The organism is Microcoleus sp. A006_D1 (assembly GCF_036702805.1).
In the GTDB taxonomy this organism is placed as follows: Bacteria; Cyanobacteriota; Cyanobacteriia; order Cyanobacteriales; family Microcoleaceae; genus Microcoleus.
Window position 1 is genome coordinate 296,525 of sequence record NZ_JAUBVZ010000007.1, and the last position, 25,083, is coordinate 321,607.

Below are 25,083 nucleotides of genomic sequence, written 5' to 3' on the forward strand. Positions count from 1 at the left end.
AGCCGAGATAGTGGCGATCGCCCAAGCTAAGATAGAAAAGTAACCTTTTGACATCAGTAATGGTTGAATTGCTAGAAATCCCCAAAGCGCAACAGGTAGTTATTACAGATGATGCGCTGACAGTCGATCTATCGGATGGTCGTACTATTTCTGTACCTTTAGCTTGGTATCCTCGGCTGTTACACGGTACACCGGGCGATCGCGATAATTGGCGATTTATTGGTGAAAATGAGGGAATGCACTGGCCCGAACTTGACGAAGATATCAGCGTCAAAAATATCATTCTCGGTAAACCGTCTGGAGAAAGTCAGAAGTCATTTCAGCGGTGGTTGGACGAACGCGCGAACAAAGTCTAATATCAAACCAGGTTTTCTGTTAAAATGATTTGTTTGTTTGTAGTAAGGACTTCAGTCCTGATTCACGAAAACTCAAACGACTTTGGCCGATATCTTTTCACTCAAAAGATAGCGCCTGAATTACTCCAGACGCGATCGAACTTTGATTGACTCAATATTGCTCGACAGCCTCCAACATCTGATTTACAGACTCACCTCGTTGCAGCGCTTCCCAATCAGAAGTAATCGGTTGGTAAGAACAGTAGCACAGCACAATTCGCAAGTCAGTATCAAAGGAAGAAAACTGGTGAACGCCAGTAACTATCCAATCTCCATCTTTCCCGTGAGTTACTCCATTACCAGAGTCAGATACATTGTCATAGTCGCGGGTTCTGTCCCCCGGCTGCGGAAGAATTGGGTTTTCTTCCCAACTCCAGTTTTCCCACAGAATATCAGTTAAACCGCCCCTCGGCATAAGCTGGCGTTCTTCCCAACCGGGAGCACTCATGGTTTCGGCTTTGTAGACAATCCAGATTTTTTTTGCCATCTTTCCTCCCTTTGCTTTAGTCTTGGTAATCTTGCCATGTATCCTGAAACGAGGTTTGTTCGCCATCAAACACGCAGGCCACATCAGGGGGGCTGTTGCGGCTGAGTCGGATTTCTTTTAACCGCCAGTTGTATTTTTCGCCCATTTTTTCACAGAGTTCGGGGTTTGTGACATAGTGGACGTTTTCTGGTTTTGGGTTCGGTACGCGATCGCTCCTCACTTCACACTTCCTCTTACCTTACATTCCCTGTATGCGATCGCACAATTGCGTTCAATATTTCGGTGGCATGAGAGTTGAAGGCGATCGCCCAAGCTAAGATAGAGAAGTAACCTTTTGACATCAGCCTGAATGCCTACGTTACTCCGAGTTGGCCCATACCGTTTCTTCTGCTATGCAGGCGATCGCGATGAACCACCGCACATTCACGTTGAGCGCGATCGAGAAGAAGCTAAATTTTGGCTTAATCCAGTTCGCCTTCAAAATAATAAAGGCTTCAGCCGTACAGAAATTAATGACATTCAGAAACTTGTTGAATAAAATCAAGAGCAGTTGCTAGTAGGTTGGAATGACTTCTTTAATGGTTGAATTGCTAGAAATCCCCAAAGCGCAACACGTAGTTATTACAGATGATGCGCTGACAGTCGATCTATCTGATGGTCGTACTATTTCTGTTCCTTTAGCTTGGTATCCCCGGCTATTACACGGTACACCGGGCGATCGCGATAATTGGCGATTTATTGGTGAGAATGAGGGAATGCACTGGCCCGAACTTGACGAAGACATCAGCGTCAAAAATATCATTCTCGGTAAACCGTCTGGAGAAAGTCAGAAGTCATTTCAGCGGTGGTTAGACGATCGCGCGAACAAAGTCTAATCAAACCAGGATTTCTGTTAGATTAAACTGACTCACCTCGTTACGGCAGTTTCTCTCGTAACAAAAGCCAAGCTTTGAGTTCCTCATCCAAAACATACTTATCACTATTCGCGAGTGCAGCGATAACTTTTAACCGATTTTTAAGCTGTCTTAACTCTCGTATTTCTTCAATAGGAAGCGTTTTCCAATTAGCAGCCTTTTGTGCCACATCTTCCCGCGATTCTTTGATGTTTTCCCAAAACCACTGTAGAATTAAGTTAACATCCAGAACTGAATCGTTGGGAACTATTCCATATTTTGCGATCGCCCCAGCCCGCAACATCATTGAAGAAATTCTCAAAGACTCGCTGCTACCGGGTTTTTTCTGTTCCGCAGCTTCAGCTAGTCGATCGTAAATTGCGGTTGCTACTTCTGCCCAAGTGCGATCGAATAAACCCCCATTATTTTCACCTTTTCGAGCCTTCGCAGACGAAACATCGGCTAACAACAGCCAGTTAAAGTCTTGCGGTACCGTGGTTTGAGCCGATAATGTATTTTTCACCCAAGCCAGTACGGATTTAGGATTTTGTTCGAGGATGCGATCGATCGATATTGTCGGGGGAGATTGAGTCATAATTTATCTACTCCACATATTCTCTCCTCAAGGAGCTACTTGGACTTTTAACATTTCCCAAGTTTCTTGTTCCATGTTCAAAATATTGCCTACTTCTTGCAAGAGTTCATAACTCTTTAAATCGAGAGGAATCTCTTCTTCAATGAGAATATCGCAGATAGTCTCTAACGCCAAATTCCACTCGCCAGCCTGAATGTCTGAAATTATAAATTCTACCTGAGTTTCTGACAGTTGTGGTTTGATGATGTTAATGACTTGATGGAGTTTACTTTCTACAACTTTATAGTCAAACATTTATTTTGCTCCAGATAAAATTGCTAGGGATTTTTAGGTAAATTTGTTGGGAAAGCTGTAATGATTCCTTTCCCATCAGGTTCTACTATTACCTTAATATTAACACCATCTCTAGTTCCTTCAATCTGCCATCTTACGGGCTTACCAGCAATGGTATATTTAGCTCCCGGTTGACCGGTTCGCTGAACCCACTGAGAATTAGGGTCTTGAATCACCTCCGAAATATAATTCATTATCTGCTCGTCGCTCCAGCTTGCGGGAAATTCACTTTTACCAGAAATTCCTCTACCAGGGCCGTGACCACCTCCTGTTGCGTCACTATCGAGAATATGTGTCCGTTGCTGAGAGTTGATTTGAGATAGATTATTGACATCAATTCCAGTGGGAATATTGCCTGAAGAATGGTTGCTCATAGATGGCTTTTGGAGATTGCCATAATTTTATAGTCAAACAGGAGTTTATCTCTTATTTCCTACCTCCATCTTCGGTAAATAAAAATTGAACCTCTATCCTAGCGCCAGAATATTTTTCAGAAGCCATTTCAGAGGTTGATGTACGGATGTAGGATTTTGTTCGAGGATGCGATCGATATTGTAGTAGGAGATTGAGTCATAATCAAATAGGCGATCGGCATGAACTAGCAGTTACTGTTTGCATTCACAATCTCACTGGCGATTTTTTCAGCAATTCATTAACAATAATTTGAGCGATCGGACTGTTTTGAGAAAGAATTTGCAAGCGTTTTAAAACATCAAGACTCATATCTAAATTTTCTTTGGCTGCATCGATCGACCTTAAAGAATCTGCTGCGGTGAGTGTAAGCTCATCATCCGGTGTCTCAAGCATTTCTAGCAACAACGGAATTGCTTGTTGGGAGTCAGCATCGGAAATAATTTCGGCGCAGCGCAATTGCCATTCTTGGGGGCGATCGCACCAACAAGATTTGAGTTCTTCCCAATCAGCAGGTGTCAGTTTTTGCACTTGTTCAAGAGCATATATAATAGCATGATCTGACCAATTATCCGGCGAAAATTCCTGATTTAAATATTCATCTAGCTGTGCGAAACTCATCTGAGTAACTCCTCGTTAAAAATTAGTTGTTGGTATGCCACCAGTAGGGTAAGAAGATATCACGTTTCCGATCGAGTCCTTGATTACTTCCCACTCTACTCCATCGACTGTTTGCCTGTGCAAGGTAGCACCCTGAGTATTCGTATTAACAGCAACGGTGCTAGCAACTTGCTTAGTTGCATCGATTATTTTTTCATCACTCCAACTGTCAGGTGCAAAAGTAGACCTCCGCTTTTTCCGGGAAAAAGTGCCATCAGGAAATCGTTTGATTAGATCGAAAGCTGTTGTTGTACCATCTGGATTATTGGTAAGAGAAGCAAATATAAAATCTGGACTGGTTTTGATTTTGGGTGAGTGCGCTCCTACTATCCTATCCGAGTTGGCAGGGCGACGCTCTCCATAGAGGATTTTTTGTTCGATTTCGGGTGATAGTTGCTGGGGAATTCCAGAACTACCACTAGAGTTTGATTGCATTGAGGGTGCGACACTGCTAAAACTAATGCTCAGATTAGTGGGTAATGTCGTTATTGGCAATCAGGCGATCGCTTTAATTTTACTTCTACTTCTGTAAAGCCTTCATAAATTATTCTAACTTTTTCTTCAGCGCTCGTGACTTCCGCTAGATTATCGCGGTAGGGTGCGTCGCCGATATTTGTCAATACCCGGAATTGCCGCAGCGATGCACCCTACTTTAATGGTAAGTTCCGACTAAAAAAATAGCGCCTGAGTTCCCCCAGACGCATAGCATAAAATCAACAAATTGTCAACCCTAACCTAACCGTTCAAAGCCTCAGCACCGCCGGAAACTTCCAGAATTTCCTGGGTAATTGCCGCTTGCCGCGCCTTGTTATAAGTCAGCGTCAAACTACTGATCAAATCACTAGCATTCTCACTAGCATTATTCATCGCCGTCATCCGCGCAGCCAACTCGCTAGCAGCAGATTCTTGCAAAGCCCGCAGCAATTGGTTGTTCAAATACAAAGGCAAAAGTGCCTCCAGAATTTGCGCCGGATCTTGCTCGAAAATCATGTCGCGTGGCAAACTCTTCATAGGTGTACCAACTTTCTCCCGCGATACTTGAAACTGTCCGCCTTGCGATGTCAAGCGGAAAATTTCATCATCGGGAGTTTCCAAACCTTGGGGGTCGAGGGGTAACAAGGTTTGAATTACTGGACGCGAACTAATTAGTGACACAAACTTAGTGTAAACTAGCTCAACTCTATCTACAGTTCCCGACAGGAACAAAGACAGCAATTCGTCAGCAATTAGCGCTGCTTCCGGTGCTGTGGGAATTTGTTCCAAGTTCATGTAAGTAGCATCGATCGGCTGTTCGCGACGCTGGAAATACTGAGTAGCTTTGCGTCCTACCAACACGTATTTGTAGTTTAAGCCTTCAGCTTTGATTTCCTTAGCGCGATTTTCGGCGTATCTGATGATGTTGCCGTTATAGCCACCACACAAACCCCGATCGCCCGAAACGACCAAAAGTCCCACTGTTCTGACTTCGCGTTTTTTCAGCAGCGGCAAATCGAGACTTTCAAACTTCAAGCGTTCCGCCAAACCGTATAATACCTCGGCGAGGCGATCGGCAAAAGGACGAGTAGCAGTCACCTGTTCTTGAGCGCGGCGCACCTTAGCAGCAGCCACCAAGCGCATTGCTTCTGTAATCTTTTTAGTGTTCTTGACCGACTTAATGCGATCGCGAATAGTTTTCAGATTTGCCATAACTTTCTCCTTTTTTCTTAGTCTTTATTTCCGAGTTCTTAGTTCCCAGCCATCAGTTTTTAAGTTTAGCTACGGTAGGGATACGGCATTAACCATTGGTGTCAACTTAAGACTGAAATTCTGTGTCTTGATGTTTGTCTCTAAGTCTCGATCCCCCTAAATCCCCCTTAAAAAGGGGGACTTTGAGTGCTTCTAGTCTCCCCCTTAAAAAGGGAAACTTTGAACGCTCTTGTCCCCCCCTTATTAAGGGGGGCTAGGGGGGATCTGTGAGTTAACTAATGACTAATGACTGATGACTAATGACTAATTACGCAGAAACCAAGAAAGTTTGCTTGTATTCCGCGATGCCTTCTTTCAGCAGCTTCTCAGCTTCATCAGTCAACGCTTTTCCGCCTTGAACGATTTCGCCGAACTTCGGCTTGCTAGTCCGCAAATAGTCGCGCAAACCAACAGTAAACTTGGTGATTTTATCAACCGGGATGTCATCCATGTAGCCATTAATACCGGCATAGATTACAGCCACTTGTTCGTTCATTGGCAAAGGCGAACTTTGCGGCTGTTTCAACAGTTCCCGCAAGCGCTGACCCCGCGCCAATTGATTCTGAGTAGCTTTATCCAAGTCAGAAGCAAACTGAGAAAATGCTGCCAGTTCTTCAAACTGCGCCAATTCCAATTTCACCTTACCGGCTACTTTTTTCATCGCCTTAGTTTGAGCCGCCGAACCTACCCGCGATACCGAAATACCGGGGTTTACTGCTGGACGCAAACCAGAGTTAAACAAGTCAGAAGAAAGGAAGATTTGACCATCGGTAATCGAAATTACGTTGGTAGGAATGTAAGCAGAAACGTCGCCAGCTTGCGTTTCAATAATCGGCAAAGCTGTCATGCTGCCTTCGCCCAAATCGTCGCTCAATTTAGCAGCGCGTTCTAGTAAGCGAGAGTGCAGATAAAACACGTCTCCGGGATATGCTTCGCGACCGGGAGGACGGCGCAGCAACAAGGACATTTGGCGGTAGGCCTGTGCTTGCTTGGAAAGGTCATCGTAAATGACCAAAGTGTGCCGGCCTTTGTACATGAAATACTCGGCTAAGCTAGCACCGGTGTAAGGTGCTAAGTATTGCAGGGTGGCGGGGTCGCTAGCGTTGGCTGCTACGACGATTGTGTAGTCCATCGCGCCCTTTTCTTGCAGGACGTTGACGATGTTAGCTACTGTAGAAGCTTTTTGACCGATCGCCACATACACACAAATCACGTTTTCCGATTTTTGGTTGATGATTGTGTCGATCGCGATCGCAGTTTTACCTGTTTGACGATCGCCAATAATCAGTTCCCGCTGTCCTCTTCCCACCGGAATCATCGCATCAATAGCGGTAATCCCTGTTTGCATCGGTTCGTAAACAGAACGGCGAGAAACGATACCAGGTGCCGCAGATTCAATCAAGCGAGTCTCAGTAGTTTTAATTTCGCCTTTGCCGTCAATCGGACGGGCCAAAGCATCAACTACGCGGCCCAACATTGCTTCACCAACGGGGACTTCAGCAATTCTGCCAGTAGCAGTAACTGTCGAACCTTCTTGAATGCCCAGGCCTTGGCCCATCAACACTGCACCCACGTTATCTTGTTCGAGGTTCAGTGCGATACCCACAGTGCCGTCGGCAAATTCTAGCAATTCCCCAGACATGGCTTTATCCAAGCCATAAATCCGGGCAATGCCGTCGCCTACTTGCAAAACAGTACCAACGCTAGAGACTTTTACATCTTGGTCGTACTGTTCAATTTGCTGGCGAATAATGCTGCTAATTTCGTCAGGTCTGATTGCTGCCATGTCAGTTATTATTTGTCAGTTGTCAGTTGTCAGTTGTCAGTTGTCAGTCTATGTTTTCGGCAAGAAAGAATAGGGATTTGGTAGTAAGCAGTTGGACTAACCAATTGAAAACAGAAATTCATTGATTTCTGCCTCCTGTTTGATTCTTCTCTCTTTCTTCTTCCTTGCTTCGGCTACGCGAGCGGACAAATCTTTTTACCCTGAGCGTAGCCGAAGGGCCTTCTATCCTTTACATCCGTTACATCCGTTACAGAATCCGTTGCCGAACTTCCTTCTTCCTTCTATTAAGAATTCAAGCGAAGTCCTAGACGGCGCAATTGTCCCCGCAGGCTGGCATCAATTACTTGAGAGCCTACTTTAATTACCACACCGCCGATTAAATCTGCGTCAATTTTGGTTTCAATTTCTACGCTTCGAGCGCTGGTCATCGCCTGCACTTTCTCGCGAACAGTTTGCTGTTGAGCATCTGAAAGCGGGACTGCCGATGTAACTTCAGCCAATACTGTTTGGTTGAGTTCTCGAAGCTTTGCCAAGTATTGTTGACCAATTCCTTCTAAAAAAAGAATCCTTCCTTTGTCTACTAAAAGCTTCAGAAAGTTGTGCATCAAGGGGTTCATTTCTTCACCCGCTATTTGCCCAATTACGGCTTTTTTAGCATCCGGTTTAATCAGCGGATTAGCTAAAAATTGACGCAAATCTTCCGAACTTTCTAGCAGGCTAAGCAAAGAACGAATGTCTTCGCCGAACTTTTCTGAGAGATTGCTGGACTGAGCCAGTGACATCAAGGCAGATGAGTAAGGCTGTAAGACTGCTGTGCTAACGATACTCACTTTTTAGCCTCCCAGTAACGCAATGCTGCGATCGATTAAGTGGTTTTGGGCGTTTTCGTCCAAGCTAGCTTTTAACTGGCTTTCCACCTTTGCCATTGCCATAGATACGACGGCAGATCTCAGTTGGGCGATCGCTCTTTCCTGCTCCGCTTCCAACTCTTGACCTGCTGTTGCTTTCATGCGTTCAACTTCCTGCGCCGCTTGAGCTAGAATTACTTCTTTTGCCTTCTTTGCGGTTTCTTCAGCCGCGGCACGAATTCGTGCCGCTTCTGCTTGTGCTTCAGTCAATTTTTGCTGTTGCTCTGATAGAGCTGCTGCTGCATCTTTTTGGCGCTTTTCTGCTTCTCGAATCGCCTCTTCGATGCCCGATCGCCTCTCAGTTAGGATTTTACCTACAAAGCCGCGTCCGAAATAAAACAGCACTGCAATAATAATGGCCAGGTTAATCAGGTTGGTTTCTAAAATATCGAAATTTAAACTGAAACCACCTTCGCCGCTAGCTTCTGTGGCTAGCAATAAAACAGTCCCCATGATACTCTTCCATAATTGCGCGTGCAGATTTGGTGAACCGACGTTAGATTTAAGATTGCATCGACAATCTCAAACTTTTCGGTCTCGCTATTTGACCAGCGACGGCCCTAATAGCTTTTCGAGAATTTGGTGGCCCAGAGCATCTACTTGTTGCTCTAGCGAGCGCATAGCTTCTTGCTTTTGCTGTTCGATTTCTTGCCCTGCCTTTTCTCGCGCCACTTGAGCTTCTTGTTGAGCCTCAGCTACTTTTGCTGACCCAATTTTTTGAGCCTCAGCTTGAGCAGCAGCAATTACTGATTGAGACTGCTTGCGAGTTTCTCCCAGTTTCTGCTCATACTCCTGCGATAGTTGCTGAGCCTTTGCCAAGCGTTCCTTAGCTGCGATTTGGGTGTTACGAATGTAATCAGCGCGATCGTCAATTGACTTGCTGAGCGGCTTGTAAAAAATTACATTCAAGACTGCGACGAGAATTAAAAACTGCACCGCCATCAGAGGCAGCGTAGCATCTAAATCAAACAGTCCCCCTTCCTTTGCCGCTTCTTCAACTGCTAGTAATACTGTCCAGTGCATCATGATTTTTTGACGGCTTCCATCTAATTCGCTTAATCGAATTTAGACTTGAGATTTTGGATTAGAATAACCCTCCAAAACCTCAAATCTAAAATTTCAAATTATTATGCGAAGGGGTTGGCAAACAATAGCACGAGGGCTACGACCAAACCGTAAATTGTCAACGCTTCCATAAACGCCAAACTCAACAGCAAGGTACCGCGAATTTTGCCTTCTGCTTCAGGCTGACGAGCAATACCTTCTACAGCTTGACCTGCTGCATTTCCTTGACCAATACCAGGGCCGATTGCGGCTAAACCTACTGCCAAAGCGGCGGCGATTACGGAAGCGGCGGCAACTGTTGAATCCATGATGATTTTCCTTATCTAAAGTACAAAATTGAGAACAGAAAGTCTACAGAATTGTCCGATTTTACGACAGCAAGTTTAGGTTAGAAAATTTTATTTTTCCTCCCTCATTCTTCGCCGTTTATCGGCTTTGTTAATCGTGTTCTTCTTCGCCGTGACCGCCTTCTAGAGCTTCACCAATATAGGCTGCGGCCAAGGTAGCAAAAATCAAAGCTTGAATTGCACTCGTAAATAGTCCCAGAACCATCACTGGCAGAGGAACAAATAAAGGCACTAGCAACACTAGCACTCCCACCACCAATTCGTCAGCAAGAATGTTGCCAAACAAACGGAAACTCAGAGACAGAGGCTTAGTGAAATCTTCTATGATTTTGAACGGCAGCATGAAAGGCACCGGTTCTACATAGTGGGCGAAATACCCCAAGCCGCTTTTGCTAAGACCTGCATAAAAATATGCCAAAGATGTCAGCAGTGCAAATGCTACCGTCGTGTTGATGTCAGCGGTAGGAGCTCCCAATTCGCCTGATGGCAGCTTAATCAGCTTCCAAGGAATTAGAGCGCCAGACCAGTTTGACACAAAGATGAACAGAAATAATGTACCAATAAACGGTACCCAAGGGCGATATTCTTTTTCACCAATTTGGTTTTTAGCCAAGTCCCGAATATATTCCAGCGCATACTCCATAAAATTTTGCATTCCGCTGGGAATTCGCTGGATGTTGCTAGTTCCTAAAAGAGAAACTATGACTAAAACAGCAATTACAAACCACGAGGTTATAAAAACTTGCCCGTGAACTTTGAGACTACCGAGTTGCCAGTACAATTGCTGGCCAACTTCCAATTTGGCGAGGGGGAAACGATTAAAGGTGTTTAGAACGTCAAGCATTGGCATTCAACGGGCTTCCCCATACAAATCGATGAGTTGAGTTTTGCTTTTCTTCCCTGATCTACCTGTAGTCTAGTGCTAATGCACTTCGGATCACGTAAACCATCAGCGCAGCTTTGTAAGTCAGAAATCCCAAAAATATCGGTAAAATCTGTAGCTGATTCCACTGTGTTCCTACTATCATCACCGCGAAAAACAGACCTAACCTGGTCTTGCTGATGCGTTGATTTTCGCTGCCGATTCGTTCAACGTCTCTAGCCAACATCTTTAAGTAAACCACACCTGTACTCGCCCCTAGCAAATAGTTCAGGGCAATGTTGAGGGAGTAAAAGATCCAAACGGAGATAAAAATAATCGCCGTAAAAGCAAGGGTGTATGCCAACAACTCTTGTTGCAGGCTATAAAAATCTTGCATCGGGTTGCTTGTCTCGGACGAGACTGTCGAGACTGTCGAGACAGTGCCAGCTTGAGGAATATCCTCGGTTACTGGTGTGGGTTCGGTGGGTGTGTTTTGCGTGTTCACGAAGCTCAGAAACTAATGCAGGTAGCAGGCGAGTGCTTTGCAAACTCAGAAAAAATCATACCACGCTGCGGTAACAATACTTAAAATAAAATTAATTATATTTTCGGATTTTGGTGTGGGGCGCTTCCAAAATCTCAACTGGTTAAATGTGCGATCGCCCTTACTCCACCTTTCCCATCCCCCGATCGCGCTTTATCGCACATTGTATCTATTTTTTCGCACTAAGTGTGCCTCACTTCCTTCAATCCGCCACCAAACCTGTAAATTTTTGCCACAATATAAAGATTTGTAACAAAATCAAAAGTTTTGCATAAAAAACGAGATTTCCACCTGACAGAAAGATAGAAGAACAAATTTTCTATCAATCTAGATGCCAGCAAAAATGAAAACTCAAAACCTGATGACATCGGCGGTGACAGCAATCGTTGCAGCAGCGACGCTTAGCGGAAGCGCGATCGCCGGTACTATCCGGCACGATCGATCGGATGCCCAATACAGAAACTTTGCCAACCAATTTACCAGCGTCGGTCGCCTCGAAACCGGATTCTCCATTGGCGGGCGCTCTGTCAGTGGCGGTTGTTCGGGAACCCTGATCGCTGCGAATTGGATACTGACAGCAGCCCACTGCTTTGAAGATCCGCTGGGAAACGGACAAATGCTCAGAAGCGGAAGTTTTACACTTGGAAGCACCAGCTATTCAATTAATTTGGGGCTTCAACACGGAGGATGGCTCAGCAGCGGCCGGAATGTAACTGCGGGTGTTGATATTGGTTTATTCCGGCTCAACACTCCCGTGCGAAATATAAATCCGTCCATACTCTACTCCGGTAGTAGCGAAGACTTACAAGTTGGCAGCTACGTCGGGTTTGGGAATACAGGCAATGGTTTAACGGGCCAAAATACCACAACCTTCGGCACAAAACGAGCCGGTCAAAATACGATCGGCTTGGGTAGTCGATTAGGCTATTCCAACCAGGTACTGGTTTCAGATTTCGACGATCCTCGATCGGTCAATCCCTCAGATCCCTTAAGCCGCCCTCTTAACTTAGAATATCAACTCGCGCAGGGAGATAGTGGCGGAGCGCTGTTCATCGGCGGTTTGCTAGCGGGCGTGAACTCATTTATGAGTAGTATCGACGGTAGGACAGATGCTGACTATGGGGACTATTCCGCTGCGACTCGCGTGTCGTCGCACCACAACTGGATTCGCAACGCCATCAGCGGGCTGGCTCAAGCAGGAGTTGTTAACAGCTTACCAAGAACTAGCTCAAACTTTGGCCCAACTACTTTAGCCCAAGTCTTGATAGACCAGTCTGAAGTGATCGGCGACTTGTCGCAACCGCTAGAAGTAGTAAAAGACACTTGGGACAATTCCGAATCGGTACCGGAACCGACAACAGTAGTCGGCGGATTGCTGTCATTAGGTGGCTTTATTTTAGCCCGCCGCCGCCAAAAGTTAGCTCAGAATAAAGCTTAATCAAATAGGGCAGATTGTTTTAGACAAAGCTGCCCTATTTTGTAGTTGCGATCGCGATCGAGCAATCCGGTTCTGGAAACGGTAGTTGCGAAGCTCGATCGCTCCTAGACACACTAGCACCCAAGAAACCGGGTTTTTTACAAAATCTGCGGGTTCCCAACCAAGTATTGTGGTAAAAAACCCGGTTTCTGGCAAAGGAGTGTGATCGCGAACGGTTTATTTTATGCAATCACCTTAAACTCTTGCAGCGCCGGGATGAAGTTTTTGTTCTCGTGGCTCGATCGACTAAGCTTAATCAAAGCAAACCGCTGTAACGGCAGCAAACTCGCCCACTGCGCCAGACTAATCGTAACGCCGAGCTCTTGCGCTTTCGCAGAAACCGACTCCGGTATAGTTGCAGCATCCATCCACGGGGGGTTTTCATCAACGGCCAAATCAGTTCCCGGTTTGCCAGTCTCTTTAATTAATACTTGATTGAGCTGTTCTCGGTAATCGCTAATCTCTGGTATTGTCAAACAAGGACTTTCTACAAGGATTTGACGTTCTGCTTGGTTGAAGTGATTCCAATCCTGCAACTTTAATTTAATCCCACAAGTATCTAACTTGAGACGTACCTGCATCGGAATGCAGCGCAGAGCTTCCACAAAATCAGCTTCAAATTCAAAGAACATAATAGATAGTTGACAGTTGACAGTTGACAGTTGACAGTTGACAGTTGATGGTTGATGGTTGATGGTTGATGGTTGATGGTTGGCAGTTGACTTGAGAATGTGAAGGTTTTAGGGCAGGATTTAAGCCATTAAAGTGAAAAAAATCGATCGTCTCAATCAATTCAGGACTGGCGCGCTAAGACCAAGAAACCGGGTTTTTTATTGAATCAGTGAGTGAATGCGAAATATTTTAGCAAAAAACCCGGTTTCTGACAACTCGTGCGTAAGTCCTACGATAATTGCAGAAAAGGCGATCGGCATTTATAATTAAATAATATTACAAAGTATTGACATGAATCCCGTAGACTACCTTCGGATTAGCTTGATAGACCGCTGCAACTTCCGCTGTCTCTACTGTATGCCAGAAGGTAGCGAGTTGGACTATGTATTGCAGCAGCAGTTGTTAACTCACTCGGAATTGCTCACTCTGCTGCGCGAAGTTTTCATACCCGTGGGATTTACAAAGTTTCGGTTGACAGGAGGGGAACCGTTGCTGCGGCCTGGGGTGGTGGAGTTGGTGAGGTCGATCGCATCTTTGCCCGAAACGCGAGATTTGTCAATGACAACTAACGGCTTTTTGCTCGCGGGAATGGCAGAAAATTTGTACGAGGCAGGTTTGCGGCGGATTAATATCAGTTTGGATTCCTTGGAAGCGGAGACTTTCGACAAAATAATTGGTAGTCGGGGACGATCGCGCTGGATGCAGGTTTGGGAGGGAATTCAAGCGGCTTATGAGGTGGGATTTGACCCGCTGAAATTGAATGTGGTGGTGATTCCTGGTGTGAATGACGGGGAAATATTGGAGTTGGCAGAGTTAACAATTAACCGGAATTGGCACGTTCGTTTTATTGAGTTTATGCCGATCGGGAATGGCGACTTATTTGGCGATAAGGGTTGGGTAGCTTCGGCAGATTTGCGGCGACAAATTAACGAAAAATACGGGTTAGCTGAGTCGGGAGTGCGCGGAAATGGGCCGGCGGATGTGTTTCAAATTCCGGGGGCGAAGGGTACTTTGGGATTTATTAGCCAGATGTCGGAGTGTTTTTGCGATCGCTGCAACCGGATGCGTTTGTCTGCTGACGGGTGGCTGCGGCCTTGTCTGCTGAACGAAACCGGGCAAATTGATTTGAAAACTGCTTTACGGAATGGGGTGTCTACAGGCGAATTGCGCGATCGAGTGCGGCACATATTAGAGATTAAACCGGAGATTAATTTCAAGCAGCGGGATTCGGGAACTACTCAAGGAAATTACAGCCGCACAATGTCTCAAATCGGCGGTTAAAACTCCCCTCCCAAGACTTGTCGGGCCGTCAAATTCAACTGCGGGAACGTCGGAGAGACAAGCGTTTGCTCCCCTTGAAATACTCCAACTTCGACATACTCACCCGATTCTAGCCTGAGTACGGCTACCATTTGCTCTTGAGGGTCAACAATCCAATACTCAGGGATGTTGCGTGCGGCATATTGCGATCGTTTACTAATGTAATCGCGATCGCGCCCAACTCTACCGGGACTAACTACCTCAACTATCAACTGAGGGGGTGGCATATCAATGGTGATGGTAAGCCTAGATGCTGTCAGCAAGATGTGTTCGGGCCGCAAAATCACCAAATCGGGGTAACGGTTAGCGGAGTCGCCCTCGCGCAGGATCGGAACCTGGATTTCGCACATATGTGTTCTGATCAGCCTGAGTGGGACGAACCCGCTACTAGCCAGGGTGAATAGTAGATAGTTAGCAATGAAATTGTTGGGGCCCGATTCTGGCGGCAATGTTATTAACTCTCCGTTAATTAGTTCATAGCGGTTGTCGGTGTCGTCCTCATAGGTGAGGTATTCTTCAAAGGTAAGTTTTGGCTTGTGGGCTTGTATCATCTTTTATCTTCCAGGATTGCTAAAGTTTTTAAGGCAATTCCTCAGCCGGAGGAAGTGGTGACAGCAGTGATTCTAAGCGAATTGCGCGATCGAGTAAAACAAATATTAGAGATTAAACCGGAGATTAATTTCAAGCAGCGGGATTCGGGAACTAACGCTGGGAATTACAGCCGCACCATGTCTCAAATCGGCGGTTAAAACTCCCCTCCCAAGACTTGTCGGGCCGTCAAATTCAACTGCGGGAACGTCGGAGATACAAGCGTTTGCTCCCCTTGAAATACTCCAACTTCGACATACTCACCCGATTCTAGCCTGAGTACGGCTACCATCTGCTCTTGAGGGTCAACAATCCAATACTCAGGGATGTTGCGTGCGGCATATTGCGATCGTTTGCTAATGTAATCGCGATCGCGCCCAACTCTACCGGGACTAACTACCTCAACTACCAATTGAGGGGGTGGCATATCAAGGGTGATAGTTAGCCTAGATGCTGTCAGCAAGATGTGTTCGGGCCGCAAAATCACCAAATCGGGGTAACGGTTAGCTGCATCGCCCTCGCGCAGGATCGGAACTTGGATCTCGCAGCTATGTGTTTTGATACACCGCCAAGGGATGTCACTATTGACAAGGACTAAAAACAGATAGCTGACAATGGCGTTGTTGGGCTCGGATTCTGGCGGCAATATTACTAACTCTCCGTCAATTAATTCGTAGCGGTTGTCGGTGTCGTCCTCGTAGGTGAGGTACTCTTCAAAGGTAAGTTTTTGTTTGTGGGCTTGTATCATCTTTTACCTTCCAAGATTGTTATTGTTATTAAAATCTTTACACATCCGAGGGAAGTGGCTGCCGCAGTGATTCTAGTTGAATTAACAAGCTGGGTAAGCTGTTCGACATTCAAACTGCACTATTGGTGGGCTAGACCCCATACTGCAAGGGGTTGAGGCAATAAATTTAAATGACTAACAGCTTAGCACTGTCCGATCGACACGGGGCGATCACCCCGACACCACAAGCAAGGCTACAAAATGCACCATCTGGCGGGGTCTAGCGGGTTTTGGGGTCATTGGATGGCTGGCAGTGTCACGGCTGGCAGAATGTCCACCACAGGCAGAACTCGCGGGTCTAGCACAGGTCTAGCGCGGGTCTAACGTCTGGCAAGGTTGCCACGGTCGGAGCGATCGGATTGGAGCGGTGGCGGTCTAGCTTTTTTGCGTCACACTCGCACCTTGCAACCCACAGCTTTTTTAACAACTGGTAGAGGTGGGAGCGGTGGCACACAGAGAGCGGTCACAGCGCGGTCGGGGCGGTTCGGACTGTTCAGAGTATTGGACGGTGGTATGGTTTGCAGTATGATAGATTTACCAGTTATGCGTAAAATTCAGAGTTAAAATAAATGGCTATTAAAACAAAGATACTTCCTTTAATAAAAACTCCTTTGTTAGTTGCTCTTGACACACAAGTTTTTTATAATTATCAATTTAAGTATGATACGACAAAATTGATGACTTTAGTTTCATTTGTTGAGAAAGAAAAAGTAAAACTTCTTATGACTTGTGTCACTCATCGTGAAATAAAAAGACATCTCAATGACAAAGCTGAATCAATATTCAAATTGGTCAAAAAAACCGCACAGAGTACATATCTCAAAAATTTTGATACAGATAGAAACAAATTACGTATCAATTCAAATTTGTTAAATGAATTCAAAGATGAAGTTCAAAAGATAGTTTATAATTTCGACCAAATGAATGAGCAAGTTCAAAACGTTATACCTAGTTTAGATGAAATTAAACGTGAGCTTCAAATTCAATTTGAAGATTTTTGTGAGGAAGCTGATTTTGAGATAATTAAAATTGACGGTGTATCAATAAGCGATGTTTTTGAAAATTATTTTTCAAGTAATCCACCATTTAGTGAGAAAAAGAAAGATGAATTTCCAGACGCTTTTGCGCTCTTTGCACTTAAAAAAGAAGCCGAAGATAAAAATAAAGAAATTTATCTAGTTAGTGGTGATAACGACTGGAAAAATTTTTGTAGTTTAACAAAAAATCTTTTATATTACAAAAATCTTGACACCTTATTAGAACTTCTAAACAAGGTTAATTCTCCTGATGATTTTGATGAATGTTATGAATTATATCATGAGCGGAAAGAGGAAATAAAAAAAGAAATAGAAAATCTATTTCCTAATTTGAATTTTACAATTGAAAGAATTGATCACACGATTGAATGGGGTAGTGAAAAAATACAAGTTAATCCTGAATCTGTAGTTGTAGATATTCTCAACTCTACTTTAATTCATATTGATGATTCTAATGTTAATCAGATTTTAGCAATATTTGATTTAGAAATTGATGTTGATTATGTTACTCTAACAAAGTATACAAGCATATATGAAAAATACATAAAAGAAGATAATGATTATTATACTTATCCAGAAGAAATTGAGACTGAAAATCCACAATCTTATAATACTCATGTAGAAATTACGCTCAGATTGTCTAGAGATGGTGATAGAAATTTATGTGATAGTTTTATAAAAGATGATATTAATTTTAACCCTAATAATACTTTGGATGAAATAGTTATTGATTTAGATTCTTCATTTGAGGATGAATATTAATATAGAGAATAACAACATGATTTAATTGATTTTGGATTTTTCTGCAAAACATTCAAAAATACAGCAGATACGATATTACAAGGGTTTGACGTTTTAAATCAGGAAATTAAAGTATTCTGATAAAGCTTTCGCGGTTGCAAGTCCTAAATGGGGATAAACCCGTTTTTTCCAACCGACTAAATTTTGGTCACAATAAAAGGAATATTACTGAGAGGTAAAGGGCATGACGCGAGAGGTAGCAGTGCGACGAATTGAGCGGGTTGCCGATGAAAAATTGATGGAACTGGATTTGGCAGGGTTGAATTTGAAGGAATTGCCACCAGAAATTGTCAAGTGTACGAATCTTACAGAGCTTGACCTTTGTGACAATCAGATTACCTTTATTCCAGAAGCGCTCGGGCAACTGTTGAACCTGACAGAACTTTGGCTCAATAGAAATCAAATTATTTCCATCCCAGAGACAATCGGGCAACTGTCGAATCTGAAAGAGCTTTGGCTCAATAAAAATCAAATTACCTCGATCCCAGAGACAATCGGGCAACTGTCCAATTTGAGAGAACTTGACCTTGGTTACAATGAAATTACCTCCATCCCAGAGGCAATCGGGCAACTGTCGAATCTGAAAGAGCTTTGGCTCAATAAAAATCAGATTACCTCGATCCCAGAGGCGATTGGGCAACTGTTCAATCTGAGATGCCTTAACATCTATGACAATAAGGTTACTTATATTCCAGAGACAATCGGGCAACTGTCGAATCTGAAAGAGCTTTGGCTCAGTACAAATCAGATTACCTCGATCCCAGAGGCAATTGGGCAACTGTCCAGTTTGAAACAACTTGACCTTGGTTACAATGAAATTACCTCCATCCCAGAGGCAATCGGGCAACTGTCGAATCTGAAAGAGCTTTGGCTCAATAAAAATCAAATTACCTCGATCCCAGAGGCGATCGGGCAATTGTCCAGTTTGAGAGAACTTGACCTTGGTTACAATGAAATTATCTCGATCCCAAAGGCAATCGGGCAACTGTTCAATCTGAGATGGCTTTGGCTCAATAAAAATCAAATTACCTCGATCCCAGAGGCGGTTGGGCAATTGTCGAATCTGAAACAGCTTTGCCTCCCTAATAATCAGATTACTGAAATCCCGGAGGCAATTTGCAGCCTGAAAAATTTGGAAAAACTAGATTTGCGAGGTAATCCGCTGCCGATTCCCCCGCAAGTTCTGGGGCAGGGTCAAGACGATGAAGGTTGTGGTGATTTGCGAACAATTCTAGATTTTTACTTCCACACTCGCAATCCAGCCCTACCTGAGCTAGATGTTGAGCGCCATAAAATTGAATCTGAGGGATATTTTGACGCTGAAACTCTTCAAGATGCCAGACAACGGATAACTGCTTCTATTGTGCAGCGACAGGGACAGGCTGGATTTCGGCGTAAGTTGTTAATTGCTTACGGTGGTCGATGTCCAATAACTGATTGTGATGTAGAGTCAGCTATCGAAGCTGCACATATAATTCCATATCAAGGTACTCAAACCAATCATCCAACAAATGGTTTACCGCTCAGAGCCGACATACACACTCTGTTTGATTTGCATTTACTATCAATTCGACCAGATACCAATGAAGTGGTGATTGCCCCTGAACTCGTCGGCACCTGTTACCAATATTTGGCTGATCGGAAACTGACTTTACCCCAGGATAAAAAAACAGCACCAAATCAAAACGCTCTCAGCAAACATCATGAAACTTTTCTCAGCAAATGCAAAAGTGGTCAGCTAAAACGGTTATAAGGTCTAGATAGGGAAATTTGAGGCAGAGCCTCATGGAATGTGTTCCCAGGCTCTAGCCTGGGAACGAGCAAACACCTAGGCTTTGCGCTTGCGACGGCGAATCAGCACACTCATCACTTGCTTCGGATTAGCTGCACGCTGTACGGGACTCCAATCGCCGACTTCGGCAAATCCCAGGCGGTACAAAGTGAGTATGGTTTCCCTGACACCCTTGGGCGAACCTGTCACCGTTACACACACCACATCCTGGTCGGATTCTGCTGCTGAGTCGTCATTTGGTCGTGCAAATTTGTTGTCGTCAGGCAAGAATTCCTGTGACATAATTATGTTCTCCTGGTTTTGGGTTTTCTAGAAAAACCCAAAAACCCAGCCGCCCCGCTTTTCAACACATAGCAGGGCGGCTACAGAGGATGTTAAGATACTCCGTTAGCCTCCAGACTGCTAGTACCAGTTTGGCGGTGAGCTGTCCATTGCTGTTACCAGCAGCTTTGGGCAGTGCAACTAGATTTTTGGGCGACGCGGGCTACTTCCTCTACAAGCAAAGCAACCTCTAACTTCAAAGCGTAGCCGCAGACGGGGGCCTCTGTCAATCCATTTGGGATTTGGGATTTGGGAAAGGTGCGTCAGCTTTGAGATTGCTTCACTACGTTCGCAATGACAGAAAATCCTAGTACGTGCATCCAGGATTAACTGGGAACGAGCAAAACATTAGGAGACGGCAGTGCCGTGTCCCTACAATATTATTGTCGGTAGGGAGACGGCAGTGCCGTCTCCTCTATATCATTCCGGTGTAACCGGAATTGATATCACTCGCAATGACATATTTATCTTTTCTTAGTCGGCGGAGGCCGACTTTGTTTGTGTAGAAGCGGTTTCAACCGCCGAATTATCTTGGTGTTAGCAAAATTAGCTGTTTGGCAAAGATCGATCGCACTTCATCCAATCCCATCTCCACATCCACCAAAATCTCCCCCACAGTTTTCTGTACCTCTTTCTCCCCCCCTTGGCAAGGGGGGGCTGGGGGGGGTGAACAACCTTGCAAAAACTCAAACTCAGCACTTGACAAATTGATTAATTGGTAGTTGCAATCAAACACTTGATCGCTCGGCCAACCGTGCATACAACTACTCAACCCTGGAATTGCCGCCAAAAGTGCCTGATCATCCGACCAATCAATTTTATTAACAGGCTTTTTACCCAAGAAAAACTCGTAATGCGTGATTTCCGTATCCAACAATTCAATTAATCGATAAAGCTCCCGTTCCGTCAAGCCTTTCGCTCTTTCGAGCAATTCCGGCGCTTTGCCCAAAAGTCTTTCTAACTGCCAATATCCCGGATTAGAAAAACCGATAAATTCCAATCCCGAAGCGTCGATTAACTCGAACAAAGTCTCGATATTGTAGTCAATTTCCTGCGGGTGAACGTACATATCGGCAAAACATTCGTCCCGCTGATTTTCTCCCGCCCATCGCTGCTTTTCGTACTTGACAAGACGGTTGTTTTCTGGTAATGAAGCAAAGATTTGACGACCGACTTTGACTCCATCGGGATAGTCGCCTTTGTGGTTTCCTTGCAGAAGTCCGATCGCCCTTTGCATCAGTTGAATCTCCCAGCGTCCGAGCTCAGCATACACAAAAATGTGCATCAAACCGCCGCTTGCCAACTTCGCCGCCAGCGCTTGAATGCCCCGGATCGGATCGGGTAAGTGGTGCAGCACGCCGACACAGTTGATCAAATCAAACTCCCCTTCGAGTTGATCCGCATCGTACAGGCTGAGGTGCCGAAAATCGGCTTCGCGCGCGCCAGATCGCCGACAGCGTTCTTGTGCTACTTTCAAAGCACTCCCACTCAGGTCGATCGCCGTCACGGAAGCTTCAGGATTGAGGTGAATCAAATAATCCGTGCTCGAACCAGTGCCGCAGCCAGCATCTAAAATCCGAATATCCAGTTTTTGCGGCTTTTTGCCGGTGCAAAAATTGTAAGCATCCGGCCAACTCCAGCGCCAGTTGTAGCCTGGAGGCGGTTCGTCGGACAAAGGATCGGGCGGGAAAGGGAAAGTATCGTAAAGCCGCCGCACGGCAGCGCTGATATCGGGCGTAGTATCCATAGGTGAGGGATTAATGCGTGAGTTTTGAGATTCGCTGTCAGTAGCTTCGGGCGAACAGCGAGCGCTGCGCGGTAGACTTCTATTGCTTCGTTACTCGCAATGGAAGTGTCGCCAACGAGTTGGGTAAGCCTGAAACAGAGGCAGCAGGCGATCGGCTAATCCCTGAGTGCCAAGCACTGACAGCTTCCGTGTAATAAAACTTATCATTTTTTCTCATATACGCTCTCTTAAATCTATACAATAAATCTCGGCAGGCTTTTTAACAAACAAGGACTGTCAATCGTCCACCGCTGAGCTTTCGGGTAAAGCGGAGTCGTCTTTTAGCAGAAAGTAAAAAGCCTAGAAAAAGGCAGAAGAAAATTTTGAATTTTCTTTTTCCTTAATTGACGGCACTTGCTGCGATCGTCGCAGGACTCAGCTCTCCTGCCTTTGTATTTTTTCCAGGAGTGTACGGACGAAGCAAGCGCGGAGGGATGACCCAGTGTCTGTCTTCGGGTCGGACATTTCCCGGCAGGATGAAAGATGAAACCAAAACATTTTAATCTAAGAAAGTAAGCGCCCGAACCTCTTGACAGGTGAAGGCAAAAAGTAAACAAAGCAAAAATACCTAATTTTACCTGCATTATAAGGCAAGGTTAGTCTGGGTAAATGCTGCAACGATTTAGATAGGGAGCGAAGGAGTCTAATGACTGTAAAAGCAAGTGGTGGAAGCTCAGTTGCGCGTCCGCAACTATATCAAACTGTACCGGTCGCAACGATTTCGCAAGCAGAACAGCAAGACCGCTTCCTACAGCGGGGCGAACTCAGCGAACTGGCAAATTATTTCAGTTCCGGTGCTCTTCGGATCGAAATTTCTGAAACACTCACCAGAAACTCGGAACTGATAGTATCCCGCGCAGCCAACCGAATTTTTGTTGGCGGTTCCCCCCTGGCATTTTTGGAAAGACCAGCAGAACCTGTGATGGCTGTGGCTGGCGCGACTCGCGGCGGCTCGAAGAATGTCTCTGAAGGCATGAAACTGGGAACTGTTACCTACGTTGAAGGTCGCGCCAGCGGTGGCGGCGGCAACGGCAACGGCTCGGGTGGCGGCGGATTCTTGGGTTTGGGAAATTTGGGAAATCTGTTTTCGAGCAATGGCGGGCCTAGTGGCCCAATCCCCGCAGGATTTCAACCGATAAATGTCTCGCGCTACGGCCCGGGAAATATGACCAAATCTCTGCGGGATTTGAGCTGGTTTTTGCGTTACATTACCTACGCGATCGTCGCTGGCGACCCGAACATTATTTCGGTGAACGTGCGCGGCTTGCGGGAAATTATCGAAAATGCTTGCTCTTCGGCGGCGACAATTGTGGCTATGCAGGAAATGAAGGCTGCATCCTTGAACTATTTCAAGAATGATGATGCGGCACGTACCATGGTCGCACAGTATTTCGACGTAGCAATTACCGAATTCAAAGCTCCCACACCTTCAGACAAGGTGCGCCAGCGCGAAACCAAAGACCAGCAAGGGCTGCAACTGCCTCAAATCTACTTCAACGCAGCGGAACGTCGGGCGAAATTCGTCATGAAGACCGGTCTGTCGTCGGCTGAAAAGATTGAAGTAATCAAAGCTGCTTACCGCCAAGTATTCGAGCGCGACATTACCCGCGCCTACAGCCAAAGCATTTCTGACCTGGAATCTAAGGTCAAAAACGGCGAAATCTCGATGAAAGAGTTTATCCGCCGCTTGGGTAAATCTCCTCTGTACCGCCAGCAATTCTACGAGCCGTTTGTCAACAGCCGTGCTGTAGAACTGGCCGCCCGCCACTTCCTCGGCCGCGGTTTGAGCTCGCGGGAGGAATTTAGCAAGTATTTTGCGATAGTCACTAAAGGCGGCCTGCCAGCCCTCGTAGACGCGATGGTTTATTCTCAGGAATATTCCGACTACTTCGGCGAAGAAACAGTGCCTTACCTGCGCGGTTTGGGCCAAGAAGCTCAGGAATGCCGCAACTGGGGCCCACAAATTGATTTGTTCAATTTCAGCGCTCCGTTCCGCAAGGTTCCTCAGTTCATCACCTTGTTTGCGGGCTACACTCAGCCGCTACCAGACCAGCACGTTTACGGCATTGGTAATGATCCCTTAGAAATTCAGTTCGGCGCGATTTTCCCGAAAGAAACTCGCAACCCCAAGAGCCGTCCGGCTCCCTTCGGCAAGGACACTCGCCGCATCCTGATTCGTCAAGGTGCAGGTATTGAAAACCAATTGAGCAATCCAGCAGCTCGTGGTAAGGCTCCTGGTTCTCTCGGCCCCAAAGTCTTTAAACTAGACCAGTTGCCTGGTGGCTACATTGCTCCCAAAAAAGCTACAGGCCGCGGCGGTGCTTCTGTAGGCACCAGCAGCTACAGTAGTGCTTCCAGTGTCAAATTTACCGAAAGCTCGACCCAAGCGGTGATTCGGGCTGCTTATCTGCAAGTGTTTGGTCGCGATGTGTTCGATGGCCAGCGCCAAAAGGTGGCGGAAATTAAGCTGGAAAACGGCGATATTCCGATGCGCGAGTTTATTCGGATGTTGGCAAAATCCGATGTGTTCCGCAATATGTACTGGAGCAAGCTCTACGTTTGTAAGGCGATCGAGTACATCCACCGCCGACTCCTGGGACGACCTACCTACGGCCGTCAGGAAATGAACGCCTACTTTGACATTTGCGCCAAGAAGGGTTTCTACGCGCTGGTTGACAGCATCATGGATTCTCTGGAGTACAACGAAGCTTTCGGGGAAGATACTGTCCCCTACGAGCGCTACGTGACTCCGGCTGGTTTGTCGATGCGGACGATGCGATCGAGTTCCTTTGGTGAGAAAAAGGTCAACGTTGAGCCGGCGACAGAAACACCTCGGTTTATCGAACTCGGTGTGGCGAGCAATCTCGGCGATATCGAGTTGGAAAATCGCCTTGCTCAAGGTGTCAGCAAGCGGCGCGAACAAACTAAGGTGTTCAAGCTGACTGGAACTAAGGATAAAGTAGCTTTGAAAACTTTAATTCAAGCTGCTTACCGTCAAGTTTTTGAGCGTGACATGAATGCGTATGTGAAGAATGAATTCACGGCTCTGGAAAGCAAACTGGGTAACAATGAAATCAATCTTAAGGAGTTCATTGAGTCTTTGGGTTGCTCACCACTGTACGTCAAACAATTCTACGCACCTTACCCCAATACTAAGGTGATTGAGTTGGGAACCAAGCACTTCTTGGGCCGCGCTCCCCGCAATCAAGCGGAGATTCGGACGTACAACCAAATCCTGGCAAGTAAAGGGATTAAGGGCTTTATCAACGCGATGTTGAGCAGCGTTGAATATGCGGAGGCGTTTGGCGAGGATACTGTTCCTTACCGTCGTTTCCCAACTCTGCCTGCTGCTAATTTCCCGAATACTGAAAGGCTGTACAACCAGTTGACTAAGCAGAATTCTGATGTTGTGGTTCCGAGTTTTGAGCCTGCGGCTGCTACTGACAGAAGTTAATACAGAAGATTCCAGCTCGATCTCTTCGAGTGCCGTA

At 45.7% G+C, this 25,083-nt stretch carries 30 protein-coding genes and 1 pseudogene; 10 read left to right on the forward strand and 21 right to left on the reverse strand.

The annotated features are described in order from the left end of the window. Positions 1-59 precede the first annotated feature (59 nt). Entirely contained in the window at positions 60-356 is a 297-nt protein-coding gene (locus QUB68_RS15580; RefSeq protein WP_332993966.1) for a DUF2442 domain-containing protein, read from the forward strand. 151 nt (positions 357-507) lie between these two features. Here the strand turns inward: QUB68_RS15580 and QUB68_RS15585 are convergent, their stop codons facing one another. Next, complete coding sequence (locus QUB68_RS15585; RefSeq protein WP_332993967.1) at positions 508-882, reverse strand: hypothetical protein; 375 nt, start codon at positions 880-882, stop codon at positions 508-510. A gap of 16 nt (positions 883-898) precedes the next feature. Next, positions 899-1,102, reverse strand: coding sequence for a hypothetical protein (locus QUB68_RS15590; protein ID WP_332993968.1), 204 nt, complete (start codon positions 1,100-1,102; stop codon positions 899-901). A 129-nt stretch (positions 1,103-1,231) separates the two neighbouring features. On the opposite strand from QUB68_RS15590, the gene QUB68_RS15595 reads away from it, so the two are divergent. Both QUB68_RS15595 and QUB68_RS15600 read left to right on the forward strand, forming a co-directional pair. Beyond that, the gene (locus QUB68_RS15595; protein ID WP_332993970.1) at positions 1,232-1,420 is read left to right on the forward strand and encodes a DUF4160 domain-containing protein; all 189 of its coding nucleotides are present in this window, start codon (positions 1,232-1,234) and stop codon (positions 1,418-1,420) included. Positions 1,421-1,448: 28 nt separating this feature from the next. Beyond that, positions 1,449-1,757 (forward strand): DUF2442 domain-containing protein, encoded by a 309-nt coding sequence (locus QUB68_RS15600; protein ID WP_332993972.1) that lies wholly within the window; start codon positions 1,449-1,451, stop codon positions 1,755-1,757. Positions 1,758-1,797: 40 nt separating this feature from the next. Here the strand turns inward: QUB68_RS15600 and QUB68_RS15605 are convergent, their stop codons facing one another. The 14 genes from QUB68_RS15605 to QUB68_RS15670 form a co-directional block, all read right to left on the reverse strand. Continuing rightward, entirely contained in the window at positions 1,798-2,370 is a 573-nt protein-coding gene (locus QUB68_RS15605; protein ID WP_332993974.1) for a hypothetical protein, read from the reverse strand. Positions 2,371-2,397: 27 nt separating this feature from the next. Beyond that, the gene (locus QUB68_RS15610) at positions 2,398-2,664 is read right to left on the reverse strand and encodes a MafI family immunity protein (RefSeq protein WP_332993975.1); all 267 of its coding nucleotides are present in this window, start codon (positions 2,662-2,664) and stop codon (positions 2,398-2,400) included. 23 nt (positions 2,665-2,687) lie between these two features. Beyond that, positions 2,688-3,077 (reverse strand): EndoU domain-containing protein, encoded by a 390-nt coding sequence (locus tag QUB68_RS15615; RefSeq protein WP_332993977.1) that lies wholly within the window; start codon positions 3,075-3,077, stop codon positions 2,688-2,690. A 244-nt stretch (positions 3,078-3,321) separates the two neighbouring features. Further along, entirely contained in the window at positions 3,322-3,735 is a 414-nt protein-coding gene (locus QUB68_RS15620) for a hypothetical protein (RefSeq protein WP_332993979.1), read from the reverse strand. Positions 3,736-3,750: 15 nt separating this feature from the next. Continuing rightward, positions 3,751-4,209 (reverse strand): EndoU domain-containing protein, encoded by a 459-nt coding sequence (locus QUB68_RS15625; protein WP_332993981.1) that lies wholly within the window; start codon positions 4,207-4,209, stop codon positions 3,751-3,753. Between the two features lie 50 nt (positions 4,210-4,259). Then, positions 4,260-4,394, reverse strand: coding sequence for a hypothetical protein (locus QUB68_RS15630; protein ID WP_332993983.1), 135 nt, complete (start codon positions 4,392-4,394; stop codon positions 4,260-4,262). A gap of 115 nt (positions 4,395-4,509) precedes the next feature. Next, a complete protein-coding gene (locus QUB68_RS15635) occupies positions 4,510-5,460 on the reverse strand; it encodes a F0F1 ATP synthase subunit gamma (protein ID WP_332993985.1) in 951 nt (316 codons plus the stop codon). A 307-nt stretch (positions 5,461-5,767) separates the two neighbouring features. Continuing rightward, on the reverse strand, positions 5,768-7,285 hold the full coding sequence (atpA, locus tag QUB68_RS15640) for a F0F1 ATP synthase subunit alpha (RefSeq protein WP_332993987.1): 1,518 nt from the start codon (positions 7,283-7,285) through the stop codon (positions 5,768-5,770). Positions 7,286-7,569: 284 nt separating this feature from the next. Further along, the gene (atpH, locus tag QUB68_RS15645) at positions 7,570-8,115 is read right to left on the reverse strand and encodes an ATP synthase F1 subunit delta (RefSeq protein WP_332993989.1); all 546 of its coding nucleotides are present in this window, start codon (positions 8,113-8,115) and stop codon (positions 7,570-7,572) included. 3 nt (positions 8,116-8,118) lie between these two features. Next, complete coding sequence (locus tag QUB68_RS15650; RefSeq protein WP_332993993.1) at positions 8,119-8,646, reverse strand: F0F1 ATP synthase subunit B; 528 nt, start codon at positions 8,644-8,646, stop codon at positions 8,119-8,121. 87 nt (positions 8,647-8,733) lie between these two features. Beyond that, positions 8,734-9,219, reverse strand: a complete 486-nt coding sequence (locus QUB68_RS15655; protein ID WP_332993995.1) for a F0F1 ATP synthase subunit B' — start codon at positions 9,217-9,219, stop codon at positions 8,734-8,736. A gap of 101 nt (positions 9,220-9,320) precedes the next feature. Then, on the reverse strand, positions 9,321-9,566 hold the full coding sequence (atpE, locus tag QUB68_RS15660) for an ATP synthase F0 subunit C (RefSeq protein WP_242717122.1): 246 nt from the start codon (positions 9,564-9,566) through the stop codon (positions 9,321-9,323). Between the two features lie 130 nt (positions 9,567-9,696). Further along, positions 9,697-10,455, reverse strand: coding sequence for a F0F1 ATP synthase subunit A (atpB, locus tag QUB68_RS15665; RefSeq protein WP_332993997.1), 759 nt, complete (start codon positions 10,453-10,455; stop codon positions 9,697-9,699). 55 nt (positions 10,456-10,510) lie between these two features. Beyond that, entirely contained in the window at positions 10,511-10,972 is a 462-nt protein-coding gene (locus QUB68_RS15670; RefSeq protein ID WP_332994000.1) for an ATP synthase subunit I, read from the reverse strand. Positions 10,973-11,354: 382 nt separating this feature from the next. On the opposite strand from QUB68_RS15670, the gene QUB68_RS15675 reads away from it, so the two are divergent. After that, positions 11,355-12,449: a trypsin-like serine protease gene (locus QUB68_RS15675; protein ID WP_332994002.1), complete on the forward strand. Its 1,095-nt coding sequence runs from the start codon at positions 11,355-11,357 to the stop codon at positions 12,447-12,449. A 221-nt stretch (positions 12,450-12,670) separates the two neighbouring features. On the opposite strand, the gene QUB68_RS15680 is transcribed toward QUB68_RS15675, so the two are convergent. After that, entirely contained in the window at positions 12,671-13,120 is a 450-nt protein-coding gene (locus tag QUB68_RS15680; protein ID WP_332994004.1) for a nitrate reductase associated protein, read from the reverse strand. 331 nt (positions 13,121-13,451) lie between these two features. Here QUB68_RS15680 and moaA point away from each other — a divergent pair, with 331 nt between their 5' ends. Further along, a complete protein-coding gene (gene moaA, locus QUB68_RS15685; RefSeq protein ID WP_332994007.1) occupies positions 13,452-14,441 on the forward strand; it encodes a GTP 3',8-cyclase MoaA in 990 nt (329 codons plus the stop codon). Here the strand turns inward: moaA and QUB68_RS15690 are convergent. Continuing rightward, a complete protein-coding gene (locus QUB68_RS15690; protein ID WP_332994010.1) occupies positions 14,438-15,031 on the reverse strand; it encodes a Uma2 family endonuclease in 594 nt (197 codons plus the stop codon). The two genes, moaA and QUB68_RS15690, sit on opposite strands and share 4 nt — an antisense overlap. Before the next feature lie 78 nt (positions 15,032-15,109). On the opposite strand from QUB68_RS15690, the pseudogene QUB68_RS15695 reads away from it, so the two are divergent. Further along, positions 15,110-15,229, forward strand: a pseudogene (locus QUB68_RS15695) (cyclic pyranopterin phosphate synthase MoaA); the annotation flags it as partial. On the opposite strand, the gene QUB68_RS15700 reads toward QUB68_RS15695, so the two are convergent. Then, complete coding sequence (locus QUB68_RS15700) at positions 15,226-15,816, reverse strand: Uma2 family endonuclease (RefSeq protein ID WP_332994012.1); 591 nt, start codon at positions 15,814-15,816, stop codon at positions 15,226-15,228. The pseudogene QUB68_RS15695 and the gene QUB68_RS15700 overlap by 4 nt on opposite strands. A gap of 608 nt (positions 15,817-16,424) precedes the next feature. Here QUB68_RS15700 and QUB68_RS15705 point away from each other — a divergent pair. Both QUB68_RS15705 and QUB68_RS15710 read left to right on the forward strand, forming a co-directional pair. Further along, positions 16,425-17,654 carry a PIN domain-containing protein gene (locus tag QUB68_RS15705; protein ID WP_332994014.1) on the forward strand — a complete coding sequence of 410 codons (1,230 nt, stop codon included), beginning with the start codon at positions 16,425-16,427 and terminating at the stop codon, positions 17,652-17,654. 223 nt (positions 17,655-17,877) lie between these two features. Next, a complete protein-coding gene (locus QUB68_RS15710; RefSeq protein WP_332994015.1) occupies positions 17,878-19,446 on the forward strand; it encodes a leucine-rich repeat domain-containing protein in 1,569 nt (522 codons plus the stop codon). A gap of 75 nt (positions 19,447-19,521) precedes the next feature. Here the strand turns inward: QUB68_RS15710 and QUB68_RS15715 are convergent, their stop codons facing one another. After that, positions 19,522-19,767: a hypothetical protein gene (locus QUB68_RS15715; RefSeq protein WP_332994018.1), complete on the reverse strand. Its 246-nt coding sequence runs from the start codon at positions 19,765-19,767 to the stop codon at positions 19,522-19,524. A gap of 89 nt (positions 19,768-19,856) precedes the next feature. On the opposite strand from QUB68_RS15715, the gene QUB68_RS15720 reads away from it, so the two are divergent. After that, the gene (locus QUB68_RS15720; RefSeq protein WP_332994020.1) at positions 19,857-20,000 is read left to right on the forward strand and encodes a hypothetical protein; all 144 of its coding nucleotides are present in this window, start codon (positions 19,857-19,859) and stop codon (positions 19,998-20,000) included. 332 nt (positions 20,001-20,332) lie between these two features. On the opposite strand, the gene QUB68_RS15725 is transcribed toward QUB68_RS15720, so the two are convergent. Continuing rightward, positions 20,333-21,553 (reverse strand): class I SAM-dependent methyltransferase, encoded by a 1,221-nt coding sequence (locus QUB68_RS15725; protein WP_332994022.1) that lies wholly within the window; start codon positions 21,551-21,553, stop codon positions 20,333-20,335. Positions 21,554-22,238: 685 nt separating this feature from the next. Here QUB68_RS15725 and QUB68_RS15730 point away from each other — a divergent pair. Then, positions 22,239-25,046, forward strand: coding sequence for a phycobilisome rod-core linker polypeptide (locus QUB68_RS15730; RefSeq protein WP_332994025.1), 2,808 nt, complete (start codon positions 22,239-22,241; stop codon positions 25,044-25,046). The last annotated feature ends 37 nt before the right edge of the window (positions 25,047-25,083 follow it).

Excerpts from the sequence above, each read along its gene's own strand:
- moaA (WP_332994007.1), top strand. The coding sequence starts at position 13,452 with ATGAATCCCGTAGACTACCTTCGGATTAGCTTGATAGACCGCTGCAAC.
- QUB68_RS15650 (WP_332993993.1), bottom strand. The coding sequence starts at position 8,646 with ATGGGGACTGTTTTATTGCTAGCCACAGAAGCTAGCGGCGAAGGTGGT.
- QUB68_RS15675 (WP_332994002.1), top strand. The coding sequence starts at position 11,355 with ATGAAAACTCAAAACCTGATGACATCGGCGGTGACAGCAATCGTTGCA.
- QUB68_RS15720 (WP_332994020.1), top strand. The coding sequence starts at position 19,857 with ATGTTAAGATACTCCGTTAGCCTCCAGACTGCTAGTACCAGTTTGGCG.
- QUB68_RS15580 (WP_332993966.1), top strand. The coding sequence starts at position 60 with ATGGTTGAATTGCTAGAAATCCCCAAAGCGCAACAGGTAGTTATTACA.
- QUB68_RS15605 (WP_332993974.1), bottom strand. The coding sequence starts at position 2,370 with ATGACTCAATCTCCCCCGACAATATCGATCGATCGCATCCTCGAACAA.
- QUB68_RS15620 (WP_332993979.1), bottom strand. The coding sequence starts at position 3,735 with ATGAGTTTCGCACAGCTAGATGAATATTTAAATCAGGAATTTTCGCCG.
- QUB68_RS15610 (WP_332993975.1), bottom strand. The coding sequence starts at position 2,664 with ATGTTTGACTATAAAGTTGTAGAAAGTAAACTCCATCAAGTCATTAAC.
- QUB68_RS15700 (WP_332994012.1), bottom strand. The coding sequence starts at position 15,816 with ATGATACAAGCCCACAAACAAAAACTTACCTTTGAAGAGTACCTCACC.
- QUB68_RS15710 (WP_332994015.1), top strand. The coding sequence starts at position 17,878 with ATGACGCGAGAGGTAGCAGTGCGACGAATTGAGCGGGTTGCCGATGAA.
- QUB68_RS15690 (WP_332994010.1), bottom strand. The coding sequence starts at position 15,031 with ATGATACAAGCCCACAAGCCAAAACTTACCTTTGAAGAATACCTCACC.
- QUB68_RS15680 (WP_332994004.1), bottom strand. The coding sequence starts at position 13,120 with ATGTTCTTTGAATTTGAAGCTGATTTTGTGGAAGCTCTGCGCTGCATT.
- atpE (WP_242717122.1), bottom strand. The coding sequence starts at position 9,566 with ATGGATTCAACAGTTGCCGCCGCTTCCGTAATCGCCGCCGCTTTGGCA.
- atpA (WP_332993987.1), bottom strand. The coding sequence starts at position 7,285 with ATGGCAGCAATCAGACCTGACGAAATTAGCAGCATTATTCGCCAGCAA.
- QUB68_RS15600 (WP_332993972.1), top strand. The coding sequence starts at position 1,449 with ATGACTTCTTTAATGGTTGAATTGCTAGAAATCCCCAAAGCGCAACAC.
- QUB68_RS15635 (WP_332993985.1), bottom strand. The coding sequence starts at position 5,460 with ATGGCAAATCTGAAAACTATTCGCGATCGCATTAAGTCGGTCAAGAAC.
- QUB68_RS15625 (WP_332993981.1), bottom strand. The coding sequence starts at position 4,209 with ATGCAATCAAACTCTAGTGGTAGTTCTGGAATTCCCCAGCAACTATCA.
- QUB68_RS15715 (WP_332994018.1), bottom strand. The coding sequence starts at position 19,767 with ATGTCACAGGAATTCTTGCCTGACGACAACAAATTTGCACGACCAAAT.
- atpB (WP_332993997.1), bottom strand. The coding sequence starts at position 10,455 with ATGCCAATGCTTGACGTTCTAAACACCTTTAATCGTTTCCCCCTCGCC.
- QUB68_RS15725 (WP_332994022.1), bottom strand. The coding sequence starts at position 21,553 with ATGGATACTACGCCCGATATCAGCGCTGCCGTGCGGCGGCTTTACGAT.
- QUB68_RS15595 (WP_332993970.1), top strand. The coding sequence starts at position 1,232 with ATGCCTACGTTACTCCGAGTTGGCCCATACCGTTTCTTCTGCTATGCA.
- QUB68_RS15585 (WP_332993967.1), bottom strand. The coding sequence starts at position 882 with ATGGCAAAAAAAATCTGGATTGTCTACAAAGCCGAAACCATGAGTGCT.
- QUB68_RS15615 (WP_332993977.1), bottom strand. The coding sequence starts at position 3,077 with ATGAGCAACCATTCTTCAGGCAATATTCCCACTGGAATTGATGTCAAT.
- QUB68_RS15730 (WP_332994025.1), top strand. The coding sequence starts at position 22,239 with ATGACTGTAAAAGCAAGTGGTGGAAGCTCAGTTGCGCGTCCGCAACTA.
- QUB68_RS15655 (WP_332993995.1), bottom strand. The coding sequence starts at position 9,219 with ATGATGCACTGGACAGTATTACTAGCAGTTGAAGAAGCGGCAAAGGAA.
- QUB68_RS15705 (WP_332994014.1), top strand. The coding sequence starts at position 16,425 with ATGGCTATTAAAACAAAGATACTTCCTTTAATAAAAACTCCTTTGTTA.